11 protein-coding genes are annotated in these 11,776 nt (G+C 67.6%); 9 read left to right on the top strand and 2 right to left on the bottom strand.

The features are described from left to right. Positions 1 to 64 precede the first annotated feature (64 nt). The 7 genes from hisB to coaA all read left to right on the top strand — a co-directional run bounded on the left by hisB (position 65) and on the right by coaA (position 4,735). Complete coding sequence (gene hisB / locus V5F48_RS18575) at positions 65 to 658, top strand: imidazoleglycerol-phosphate dehydratase HisB (protein ID WP_282639459.1); 594 nt, start codon at positions 65 to 67, stop codon at positions 656 to 658. A gap of 12 nt (positions 659 to 670) precedes the next feature. Continuing rightward, positions 671 to 1,165 carry a DUF2628 domain-containing protein gene (locus V5F48_RS18570; protein ID WP_394259907.1) on the top strand — a complete coding sequence of 165 codons (495 nt, stop codon included), beginning with the start codon at positions 671 to 673 and terminating at the stop codon, positions 1,163 to 1,165. A gap of 2 nt (positions 1,166 to 1,167) precedes the next feature. Beyond that, complete coding sequence (gene hisH, locus V5F48_RS18565; RefSeq protein ID WP_394259906.1) at positions 1,168 to 1,815, top strand: imidazole glycerol phosphate synthase subunit HisH; 648 nt, start codon at positions 1,168 to 1,170, stop codon at positions 1,813 to 1,815. Further along, on the top strand, positions 1,803 to 2,540 hold the full coding sequence (gene hisA / locus V5F48_RS18560) for a 1-(5-phosphoribosyl)-5-[(5-phosphoribosylamino)methylideneamino]imidazole-4-carboxamide isomerase (protein WP_394110296.1): 738 nt from the start codon (positions 1,803 to 1,805) through the stop codon (positions 2,538 to 2,540). The genes hisH and hisA overlap by 13 nt, the downstream gene beginning before the upstream one ends. 7 nt (positions 2,541 to 2,547) lie before the next feature. Next, entirely contained in the window at positions 2,548 to 3,324 is a 777-nt protein-coding gene (hisF, locus tag V5F48_RS18555) for an imidazole glycerol phosphate synthase subunit HisF (protein ID WP_394259905.1), read from the top strand. Between the two features lie 93 nt (positions 3,325 to 3,417). Continuing rightward, positions 3,418 to 3,744, top strand: coding sequence for a phosphoribosyl-ATP diphosphatase (locus tag V5F48_RS18550; protein WP_394110293.1), 327 nt, complete (start codon positions 3,418 to 3,420; stop codon positions 3,742 to 3,744). 19 nt (positions 3,745 to 3,763) lie between these two features. Then, complete coding sequence (gene coaA, locus V5F48_RS18545; protein WP_394259904.1) at positions 3,764 to 4,735, top strand: type I pantothenate kinase; 972 nt, start codon at positions 3,764 to 3,766, stop codon at positions 4,733 to 4,735. A gap of 33 nt (positions 4,736 to 4,768) precedes the next feature. Here coaA and V5F48_RS18540 read toward each other — a convergent pair whose 3' ends face one another. Both V5F48_RS18540 and V5F48_RS18535 read right to left on the bottom strand, forming a co-directional pair. After that, positions 4,769 to 6,274 (bottom strand): porin, encoded by a 1,506-nt coding sequence (locus tag V5F48_RS18540; RefSeq protein ID WP_394259903.1) that lies wholly within the window; start codon positions 6,272 to 6,274, stop codon positions 4,769 to 4,771. Between the two features lie 494 nt (positions 6,275 to 6,768). After that, complete coding sequence (locus V5F48_RS18535; protein ID WP_394259902.1) at positions 6,769 to 7,245, bottom strand: J domain-containing protein; 477 nt, start codon at positions 7,243 to 7,245, stop codon at positions 6,769 to 6,771. Positions 7,246 to 7,707: 462 nt separating this feature from the next. Between V5F48_RS18535 and V5F48_RS18530 the strand changes: the two genes are divergently transcribed. Beyond that, entirely contained in the window at positions 7,708 to 9,249 is a 1,542-nt protein-coding gene (locus V5F48_RS18530; protein WP_394259901.1) for an ATP-binding protein, read from the top strand. A 494-nt stretch (positions 9,250 to 9,743) separates the two neighbouring features. Further along, entirely contained in the window at positions 9,744 to 11,729 is a 1,986-nt protein-coding gene (locus V5F48_RS18525) for a tetratricopeptide repeat protein (protein ID WP_394259900.1), read from the top strand. Positions 11,730 to 11,776 lie beyond the last annotated feature (47 nt).

The following is an 11,776-nucleotide window of genomic DNA, read 5'->3' as shown; positions in this document are numbered from 1 at the left end:
ATCTCTTCGCCATATGGCGTCGCAGCGAGGTTGCTGATAGAACCCGCGGCCTTGGAGGAGTTCCATGCGCAAGGCCGACATCGTCCGCGAAACCAAGGAGACCCGCGTCGCCCTCACCGTCGATCTCGACGGAACGGGCCGCTCTGCCATCTCCACGGGGATCGGCTTCCTGGACCACATGCTGGACCTGCTGGCCCGGCATGCCCGCTTCGACCTTGAGATCAAGGCCGTGGGCGACCTCCATGTGGATTTCCACCACACCACCGAGGATGTGGGCATCGTGCTCGGCCAGGCGCTAAAGAAGGCGCTCGGCGACATGCGCGGCATCACCCGCTACGCCGACGTGCTGCTGCCCATGGACGAGACGCTGACCCGCGTCGCCCTCGATATCTCGGGCCGCCCGTTCCTGGTGTTCCGCACCGAATTCGCGGTGCCCAAGATCGGCGAGTTCGACACCGAGCTGGTGCGCGAGTTCTTCCAGGCCTTCGCCTCCAGCGCCGGGGTGACCCTGCATGTGGAGACGCTGTATGGGGTGAACGCCCACCACATCGCGGAAAGCTGCTTCAAGGGCCTCGCCCGGGTGCTGCGGGCGGCGGTGGCGGTGGACCCGGCGGCGGCGGGGGAGATCCCCTCCACCAAGGGCGCTCTGGGAACCTGAGGGAGCCGGACGATGGCCATCTGGACGGTCCTGAGCAGGACGGCACCCGGCGACACCGCCGAGGCGGCGGCCGGCCGCACCGTGTTCGTGCGCGAGAAATTCTCGTGGGCGACGCTGTTTTTCGCGCCGTTGGTGCTGGCGCGCTTCCGGCTCTGGCTGCCGCTGGCCGCCTATGTGGCCGTGGTGGTGCTGCTGCAACTTGCCGAACACTTCGGCGGCCTTGCCCAGGCGGTGACCGACGTGGTGATGGTGGGCTTCCACCTGCTGCTGGCCTTCGAGCTGCCGGCCCTGCGCCAGCGCAAGCTGGCCCGGCAGGGCTATGAGGAAGCCGCCGTGGTGATCGCTGCCGACCGGGACGCGGCGGAGCAGCGCTTCTTCGCGGACTGGGTCGGGACCCGCCCCGCTCCGCTGGCGCGCGCCGACCTCCCGGCTATCCGCCCCATGGCGCCCCCCGCCGCCTTCGCGGGCGGCCAGGCCGGCGTCATCGGCGCCTTTCCGGGAACCTGACGATGAGCGTCGCGATCATCGACTATAATTCCGGCAACCTGCATTCCGCCGCCAAGGCCATGGAGCGCGCCGCCCTCGACGTGGGCGCGGAACGGGTGATCGTCACCAGCGATCCGGAGATCGTGCGCACCGCCGACCGGGTGGTGCTGCCGGGCGTCGGCGCCTTCGCCGACTGCCGCGCCGGCCTCGACGCCGTGCCCGGCATGGTGGAGGCCATGACCGAGGCGGTGAAAGACCGCGGCCGCCCCTTCCTCGGCATCTGCGTCGGTCTCCAGCTCCTCGCCGAGCGCGGGCTGGAGCACGGCGTGACCGCCGGCCTCGGCTGGATCCGCGGCGAGGTGGAGCGCATCGCGCCCTCCGACCCCGAGCTGAAGATCCCGCACATGGGCTGGAACACGCTCCAGACCGCGCGCGAACACCCGCTGCTGGCCGGCATTCCCACTGGCGAAGGCGGATTGCACGCCTATTTCGTGCATTCCTACCACCTGAAGCCGGCCGACGGCATCGACCTCGTCGCCACCACGGATTATGGCAGCACCATCACCGCCATGGTTGCGCGCGACAACGTGGCCGGCACCCAGTTTCATCCCGAGAAGAGCCAGAGGCTCGGCCTCGCGCTCCTCGCGAATTTCCTGAAGTGGCACCCGTGATCCTTTTTCCGGCCATCGACCTCAAGGACGGCCTCGCCGTGCGCCTCGAACAGGGCGACATGGCGCGGGCCACCGTGTTCAACCGCGATCCCGCCGCCCAGGCGGCGGAGTTCGAAACCCTCGGCTTTCGCTACCTCCATCTCGTGGACCTCGACGGCGCCTTTGCCGGCAAGCCGGTCAACGCGGCGGCGGTGGAGCGCATCCTGGAGACCGTCTCCATCCCGGTGCAGCTCGGCGGCGGCATTCGCGACCTCAAGACCGTCGAGGCCTGGCTGGGCAAGGGGGTGACCCGCGTCATCCTCGGCACCGCCGCGGTGCGCGACCCGGACTTCGTGAAGGCTGCGGCGAAAGCCCATCCCGGCCGCATCGTGGTGGGCCTTGACGCCCGCGACGGCCGCGTCGCCGTGGAAGGCTGGGCCGAGACCTCGGACATCGCCGCCGTGGACATCGCCCGGCGGTTCGAGGATGCCGGCGTCACCGCCATCATCTACACCGACATCGCCCGCGACGGCCTGCTGAAGGGCCTCAACCTCGACGCCACCGTGGCGCTGGCCGAGGCGGTGAACCTGCCGGTGATCGCCTCCGGGGGCCTTGCCTCCCTCGCCGACATCGAGGCGCTGCTCACCCCGCACGCGAAGAAGCTTCAGGGCGCCATCACCGGCCGCGCCCTCTATGACGGCCGGCTCGATGCCCGCGAGGCGCTGGCGCTGGTGGCGGGACGATAGGTGTGCCATGCTGAAAGTCCGCGTCATCCCCTGCCTCGACGTGAAGGACGGCCGCGTGGTGAAGGGTGTCCAGTTCGTGGACCTACGCGACGCCGGAGATCCGGTGGAAGCGGCGCGGGCCTATGACCTCGCCGGCGCGGACGAGCTGACCTTCCTCGACATCACCGCCACCCACGAGAACCGCGGCACCATCCTCGACGTGGTGAGCCGCACCGCCGAGCAATGCTTCATGCCGCTCACCGTGGGCGGCGGCGTGCGCACCGTGGACGACGTGCGCACCCTGCTCCATGCGGGCGCGGACAAGGTCTCCATCAACACCGCCGCCGTGAACCGCCGCGCCTTCGTGGGCGAGGCGGCGGAGAAGTTCGGCGAGCAGTGCATCGTGGTGGCCATCGACGCCAAGAAGGTGAGCAAAGAGGGCGAGGAGAACCGCTGGGAGATCTTCACCCACGGCGGCCGCAAGCCCACCGGCATCGACGCCATCGCGTTCGCCCGCGAGGTGGTGGACCTCGGCGCCGGTGAGATCCTGCTCACCTCCATGGACCGGGACGGCACCGGCCAGGGCTTCGACTGCGCCCTCACCCGCGCGGTGGCGGACGCGGTGCACGTGCCGGTGATCGCCTCCGGCGGCGTCGGCACCCTCGACCATCTGGTGGACGGCATCCGCGAGGGCGGCGCCTCGGCGGTGCTGGCCGCCTCCATCTTCCATTTCGGCACCTTCACGGTGCGTGAGGCGAAGGAACGCCTCGCCGAGGCGGGGCTTCCCGTCCGCCTCGATGTGTAGGCCAAGCCCCTTGATGTGCAGGCCAAGACTTTTGATGTGCAGGCCAAGACCCTCGATCACCCCTTCCCCGCCCTCCGTCTCCGGGCCACCGCGATGAGCGACAGCTTCACCCTCGCCGACCTCGAAGCCATCGTCGCGGCGCGCGCCTCGGCCGATGCGGGGGCGTCCTATACCCGCTCGCTGCTCGACAAGGGCGTCGGGAAATGCGCCCAGAAGCTGGGCGAGGAGGCGGTCGAGACGGTGATCGCCGCCCTCTCCGGCGACGCGAAGGACCTCGTCGCGGAAACCAGCGATCTGCTCTACCATCTCCTCGTGCTGCTGAAGGCGCGCGGGGTGCCGCTGGCCGATGTCCATGCGGAGCTTGCGCGACGCACCGGCCAGTCCGGCCTTGCCGAAAAAGCCGCCCGGCAGCACGGCTGAAAAGAGCACGAGGCACCCGATGGATCGACGGCTCGACCCCGGCCTCTCGCCCTACCGCACCTTTTCGCGCGCCGAATGGGCCGCGCTGAGACGCGACACGCCCATGACCCTGCGGCCGGATGAAATCACCCGGCTGGAGGGCCTCGGCGTCCATCTCTCCATGCAGGAGGTGGAGGAAATCTACCTCCCGCTGTCGCGCCTGCTATCGCTTTACGTTGCGGCAACGCAAAAGCTCTTCCGTGCCATGAGCCACTTCCTCGACCACCGCGACAGCGAGGTGAACGGCGACGGCAAGATGCCCTACATCATCGGGGTGGCCGGATCGGTGGCGGTGGGCAAGTCCACCACCGCCCGCGTGCTCCAGGCCCTGCTGGCGCGCTGGACCAACACGCCCAAGGTGGACCTCGTCACCACCGACGGCTTCCTTTTGCCCAACGCCATCCTGGAGCGCGAGGGGCTGATGGAGAAGAAGGGCTTCCCCGAGAGCTACGACCTGCCGCTGCTGCTGCGCTTCCTCACCGACATCAAGGCCGGCCGGCGGCCGGTGCGCGCGCCGCTGTATTCCCACTTCTTCTACGACGTGATGCCGGACAAGTACGTGGAGATCGACCGTCCGGACATCCTGATCGTCGAAGGCCTCAACGTGCTGCAGACCACCCGTCCGCCAAGGGACGGCAAGGCCATTCCCTTCGTCTCCGACTTCTTCGACTTCTCGGTCTATATCGACGGCGACGAGGACGTGATCGAGCGCTGGTACGTGGAGCGCTTCATGCGGCTGCGGGCCACCGCCTTCAAGGACCCTTTGTCCTACTTCCACCGCTACTCGCAGCTCACCGAAGACGAGGCGCGGGCCACCGCCCTGTCCATCTGGCGTCGCATCAACCTGCCCAACCTCGTGGACAACGTGCTGCCCACTCGCCAGCGCGCCGACCTGATCCTGCGCAAGACCGGCGAGCACGAGGTGGCGGAAGTGAGCCTGCGCCGCCTGTAACCGCGGCGCAGCCGATCATTCCTTGCACGCCGCTCAGAAATTGCGCTGGATTCGCACCGCGCCCGAAGCGGCATTGGCGGACCCGCCCACCAGGGTGGGGATGACGGCGCCGCTGGCCGAAACGGCGTTGGCGATGCCCAGCGGCTGGCTGCCATCGACGGCGGTGTAGACCACCTCCACCCCGATATCGAGATTGCGCACCGGCGACCAGAAGGTGTTCACCCCCGCCTGCCACATGGCGAAGCTGGCCGCCCCCACCACATTGGTGGGCACATCCACGCTGACATAGCCGCCGAACACGGCGGAGCGCACCGCGGGCACCCAGAAATGCCGGAACTGGCCCTGGATCGCCCACGCGCCGACCATCTCATAAGATCCCGTCGGCCCCATCACCGCGTCGGCGAGGGGATAATAGGCGCCGCTCATGAGGCCAACGCTGGTGAGCGGAACAAAGCCGATGGCCTGCAACCGGTTCTGGTTGCCGGCGGCAAGGCCCGCATAATTGAGGGCGCCTTGGGAATAGTTGGCCTGAAGGTAAAGGCTGTCCCCCGCGCCGATGAACGGCAGCCGGATCTCGCCATAGGCGCCAAGGGCATATCCCCATTGGCTGGTGCTGGAACTGCCGATGAAAGCCGCGCCGAGATAGGCGGGAGGCATCGCCCCCACCTGATGCAGCGCCCCGGCCAGTTGCACCAGTCCCCACGCCCCCTCGGCCCGCAGGTTCGCGACCACATCCGGTGTCTGCTGGCCGGCCTGGTAGTTCGCATAGAGCAAGGGGACCCCGGTGCCGCCGCTCACGAACGGAAAGTCGGACGCCGAGGTCACCCCGGTGATGCTCACGCCCGTGGCCTGGACGCCGGTGGTGCGGTTGGCCGCGTCCTCCACCGCGAGCGAGGCGGAAAGGCCGTTGCCGAATTCGGCCGTATAGGCCGCCACGGTGTTCCAGGTGTTCGAGCCCGCGAACAGGGTGGCGATGGAATAGCCGATGCCGGTATCGAAGAACGACTGGGTATAACCGAACGTCAACCCGCCGAACTGGATGAAGGCGCGCTCCACATAGAGGGCGGGGCCGGGGCCGTTGCCGGGGCCGGTCTGGGAATCCCACTCGGCACCGCCGCGGAAATAGGAGCGCAAGGTGCCGTAGTCGGTCTGCGTCCGCGCATCGATCTCCGCAACGCCGCGCCCCTGGGTGAAGTAATCGGCGTCATGGACGTCCCGGAACGGAAAGGCGAACAGCGAGTATCCCGGACCACCGAACGCCGAGCCCTGCGAAAAGATCGCGGCGACGTTCATGTAGGTGTCCATGCGGGCCCAGCCGCCGACCCGGAGACAGGTATCCGTACCCGGAATGTAATAAAATCCCGGGCCATAGGCCGCGCAGACCTTCACATGCTCCGCCGCCTGGGCCTTGACCGGCAGATCGGCCGCCCGGGCCAGGCCCGGCAGAAGCAGGCCCGGCAGACCAAGAGTCGACAGAAGCAGCGTGGCCAGACACGCAAGGCTGGCGGCGCCGTGCGGCGCCCGAGAACGTCCGGTCATTTCCCCCCCGCCCGGTCTTCCCCGAACGTGTGGTCGGGGTTAGGTCGCTCTCTCTTCCATCCGGGCCGGGCTGAGAGAACCGAGGCCCGATGCCGCCGGCGGGGATGGCAGAGGGGGACAATGTAGGCGAACGAACCGCGGCGCGCCTAGTGCAGGAACAGCTCATGCTGAAACAATCTGAGCAGTATCCGCCACTCACCTAGAGGCATGCGCGCAAAGCCGATTCTGAATGGTATCGAGATGCATTTCATCTGAAGAGCGCCACATCTTGGGCGGGGATCATTCAGGCCCAGCGCTGCCGTCGGGCGGAGGGCGCGTTCAGCGCGGGCGATCTGGGACCTTGCAACGGCTTCAATCACACGAAGTCCATGCCGAAGATTGGAAGAGCCGTTGATCGGCCCGCCTGTCAGCACCCGGCATGGACGCCCTCCTCAAGGGGAATCGCCCCCTGCCCTCAAAATACCTGTGCTCCAACGACGACCTGCGCGCCAAGCCTATAAGGCGTCGGCGAACTGGTCGAGCAACGCGTCCCGGGCTTCCGCGATGCGGCGATACTGTTCGCTGCTGCCGCCGGCGTCCGGGTGCGCGGTCTTGGCGAGACGCCGGAAGGCGGCATTGATCTCCGACGGCTTGAGCGCGCCCTCCATGGGCAGGTCCAGGACCTCGCGGTGTTCCTTGTCGTCCTCATCGAAATTCAACCGGGACAGGAAGGCCTGGCGCTTCTTCCGCGCCTCGATGCGCAGCTCCACCTGGTCTTCCTGCCATCTCGCCCGCGACATGACGAGGCATTCGCCAAAGGCGATCCGGCCCTTGGTTTCAAGCTCGTCCAGGCTGAACGGGCCAACGACCCCATAGGGCGGGGCGAGACAGGCGGTCCGCCCGCCCTCGCCCTCTTCGATCAGGCCGATGGTTACCGTATCGAGGACCCCCAGGGAGCCGTTCCAGACGACCCATTGCTCTTTGTCCGTCATGCCACGTGCTTCCATGCATGAGCCGGCGCCGCGCGCCCCTTTTGTCCGAAAGGGTTCGCGGCCGCTGGACCGTCGGTACTGGCATGCAGGTTTGAAGCCAGAAGCCCGTGGGGAGGGGGCGGGACTGCGCATCGGCACCGGAGGCGCCAAGGAAAACCACCTGTTGCCCCCTCCCTGCCCTCCCTGCCTCAACGCGGGAGATATAAGGTATCAATACACCATCGACCGCGCATGGCCGCTCTCGTCTGGCATCTTGCCCATGCGTGGTGCCTGGGGGCGCCACCGCGGCCATGCGCAACACTTTCTTTTCGCAGACGTTTCCAGGCCAATGGGTCGACGGGGATGGCGCGGACCGGCCGCCGCCCTCCCCCGCTCCCCGCGTCGCGCGGTTGAACCGGCGCCGCGAATTGATATGACTGCCCCCATGACGTCTTGCGCCCTCCCCGCAGGGCGGTCGCCGCGATGACGGCGCCCGCCAAGGTATCCATCGACCTCGGCACCCGCGCGGGCGGGGACACGGCCGTGCTGGACCTGGAGGAACTGCTGGCCACGCGCCTGCTGGTGCAGGGCAATTCCGGCTCGGGCAAGTCGCACCTGCTGCGCCGCCTGCTGGAACAGAGCGCGCCCTGGGTGCAGCAGGCCATCATCGACCCGGAGGGCGATTTTGTCACTTTGGCGGACCGCTACGGCCATGTGGTGGTGGATGCCCAGCGTGGCGAGGCGGATCTCCAGCGCATCGCCGCCCGGGTGCGCCAGCACCGCGTCTCGGTGGTGCTCAACCTGGAAGGGCTCGACGCCGAGCAGCAGATGCGCGCCGCCGCCGCCTTCCTCGGCGGCCTGTTCGATGCCGACCGGGATGTCTGGTATCCGGTTCTGGTGGTGGTGGACGAGGCGCAATTGTTCGCCCCCGCCGCCGCGGGCGATGTGTCCGACGAGGCCCGCAAGGTGTCCCTTGGCGCCATGACCAATCTCATGTCCCGCGGCCGCAAGCGGGGCCTTGCCGGGGTCATCGCCACCCAGCGCCTCGCCAAGCTTGCCAAGAACGTGGCGGCGGAAGCCTCCAACTTCCTCATGGGCCGCACCTTCCTCGACATCGACATGGCCCGCGCCGCCGACCTGCTGGGCATGGAGCGGCGGCAGGCCGAGATGTTCCGCGACCTGCAGAGTGGCCATTTCATCGCCCTCGGCCCCGCTCTGGCGCGCCGCCCGCTGCCGATCCACATCGGCCCGGTGGAGACTGCCGCGCGCTCCACCAGCCCCAAGCTGGTGCCTCTGCCGGAGCCCGCCGCCGCCGAGGACGCCCACGATCTGATCTTCATGCCCGGCGCCCACGAGGTCCGCCCGCTGGTGCCGCGCCGGCCGCCGGCGGTGGCGCCCACGGCGGATGTGCTGGCCCAGCTCGCGCGCAGCGGCCCCCCGGCGCCACCGCCGGCCGCCGCGCCGCAGGTGCCAAGCCTCTCGCCCGAGCAGCGTCAGGCCGCCATCGATGCGGCGCTGCGCGAGATCCTGAGCGAGCGCGACGCCGGCTTCCGCACCATCTCGGTGCTCTACCAGGACTTTCTGGTGCGCTGCCGCATCCACCGGATCGGTGGGGACGCCCTCAGCCTGTCGGCCTTCCGTCGCCGGCTGGCGGTGGCCCATGCGGGCATCGATGCCGCCGAGGCGGAAGCCGAGGATTCCCCCTGGGCCGAGGTGCTGGCCATGGCCGGCACCCTGCCGGAGGACATGCAGGGCGTGTTCCTCTCGCTCGCCCGCGCCGCGTTCGACCGCCGCACCTGCCCCTCCGATGCCGACGTGGCCCGGGCCTACGGCAGCCGTTCGCCGGGCCGGGCGCGGCGCCTTCTGGCCTATATGGAAGAACGCCAGGTGATCGTCTGCCGGCTCGACAGCCAGGGCCGGCGCATCGTGGCCATTCCCGGCCTCGCCTGGGAAACCGAGCCCGGCGACCCCAACGCCGCCGCCAGCGCCAGCGCCAGCGCCCCCGAAGCGACCCCGGCCGACTGAAGCGCGCAGACCGACCGAAGCACGCAGCCCGCCCCGCGACCCGATCCCGCGACCCGATGGTCCCGGCCGGCGCCCGGCAGGGCCGGCCCATGGCCAAGCAAAAAAATATGATTATTCTCGACCCTTGAATAGTCTACACCATATGGGTCAAAGTCGACTTAATGGATCAAGCTTAGGGGAGCACCATTACCTTCCCTAGCGTTATTGCGTCCCCTTCTCTTCAGAGCCTGTTTGGACATTTTCCAAAAATGGAGACCTGCAGCCCGCGCCGGCGCTTTATCACCGTCATGGCCGGGCTTATCCCGGCCATGACGGTGATTGAACAGCAGAGTTTCTTGGGTTTCCAAACCGGTTCTCAAAAGACCAGGCTTACGAAAATGCTTGAGGTCATACCGCTGATATGGAAGCGCTCCATATTTCAGTGCAATGAATATATGTCTCTTGTTCAAGAGAGAGCCATACTTATCTCATTCTGAAAGAGGTCATGCCATCTCATGTCCATTAACGTATCATTTGAACTTGCCCGCGCGGCCGAGCTTCACCAGGCTGGGCAGTTCAATGACGCGTTCGCGATTTATCGTCGCCTTGCAAAGGCACATCCCACATCCGTCGACATCCAGCGCCTGATGATCTTCGAGTTGCTTCAACTGGGGCGTCACAAGGAGGCCGTTACAACGGCCCGGCGCCTCCGGGAAGCGTATCCGCGCAGCCCCCATGCCGCGCTCCTCCTCGGCACCGGTTATCAGGCCATGGGCCAATGGCAACGCGCGCTTGCGGCCTTCGAAATCGCGTGGAACCTCGATGGAACACAGATGGAAGCCCGCTTTCTGGCAGGCAACGCGCTGTGTGCCCTCGGTCGCCACCAAGAGGGGGTGGCCTGCTACGACACTGTTCTGGCAGCTGACCCCCGATCGGTCGAAGCGCGCTCCAACCGGGCCGGCGCCCTTGCGCGCCTGGGACGCCTGCAGGACGCTCTGCGCGACAGCGAGACCCTCGTCGCCGCACAGCCCTGGCAACCGCTCCATTTGATCAACATGGCCGGGACCCTGCTCGAACTTGGCCGCCCCAAGGATGTGGTTGCCGCAACGGATGCGGCGTTGCGCTTGTCGCCCCGTCTTGCGGATGCCGAATTCTTGCGTGGGCAAGCTTTTCTAGGCCTTGGTGACTGGCCCCAGGCACGTCTGAGCTTGGAACGGGCGGTCGAGTTCGCGCCGGAGAACCTTGTTTTCCACGGGCGGCTGATTGCCATCCTGCATCTGCTCGAGGATTTTCCCGCAGCGCGCGATGCATGCGCGCGCGCCCTGCGGATCGAACCGAAATCGGCCTTGCTCCTGCAGAATCGCGCAGAAGTCCGGCGTGCGCTGGACGATGCCCCCGGCGCCATGACCGACATTGACGCCGCGCTGGCACTCGACCCACGGCTGGCATCCGCGCATGTCTCGCGCGCCCGCCTGCTGGCGGATCTCGGCCGCCTGGATGACATGCGCCCCGCGCTCGACCGCGCCCTCAAGGCCGATCCGGCGCAACCCTATGCCCTGTATTCGAAGGCGATGGACGATCTTGCCCGCGGCCATTGGCGCGCGGGTTGGGCGGGGTATGAACATCGGGAAGGCATCTCGCCGCCACCCTTCATGCCACTCCCGTTCCCGCGCTGGGACGGGCGGGACGAACCGGAACTGCTGGTTGTCCTCGGCGAACAGGGGATCGGCGACGTCATCTTGTTCGGCCGCCTTGTGCGGATTCTGGCGGACCGCGGGATAAGGACCATCCTGCTGACGCGGCCCGGCCTTGTCCCGTTGCTTCAACACCTTGATGACCGCGTCCCGGTCGTCGCCGACCTGTCGACCATCGATCAGGCGATGCCTGGCCTGCGCTGGGCCCCGCTCGGCAGCCTGCCCCATCTGGTCTGTCCTGATCCCGCCCTTTGGCCAGAGGCGCCCTATCTCGTCGCCCCGCCCGATCGGGCTTCCCGATGGCGCCATTTACGCAAGGACGGTGCCTTCACCATCGGCATCAATTGGCAAGGCAACCCGTCGCGCCATGTGGACGTGGGGCGTTCCGTTCCGCTGTCGCTTTTTGCTCCGCTCGCGGAGATCCCCGGCGTGCGCCTCTTGAGTCTTCAACACGGCGCCGGCACCGAGCAACTGGATGCGGTTCCATTCGGCGAGGCCATTGTGCGGCCCGACGCGGATTTCAACGCGGACGGCATTTTCATCGATACCGTTGGCCTGATGCCTCACCTCGATCTGGTGGTGACCACCGACACCGCGCTGGCGAACGTCGCCGGCGCCTATGACTGCCCGGCCTTCGTGGCCCTGCGGGCTGTGCCCGACTGGCGCTGGGGGTATGAGGGCGAGAGAACCCCCTTCTTTCCCAGCCTGCGGCTCTTCCGGCAGGCACGGGCTGGAGACTGGTCAAGTGTGTTCCAGAGGATGGCCCTGGAGATCCGAAAATCCAGCCCACCCCATGCCAGTGGCTGATGAGCTTGAGGTATCGACCAGGGTTCAGGCCCGCGCGGCGCCTTGTT

Source organism: Xanthobacter autotrophicus ATCC 700552 (assembly GCF_043194565.1).
Lineage (GTDB): Bacteria > Pseudomonadota > Alphaproteobacteria > Rhizobiales > Xanthobacteraceae > Xanthobacter > Xanthobacter autotrophicus_F.
This window is presented reverse-complemented; position numbering and strand designations above follow the sequence as displayed.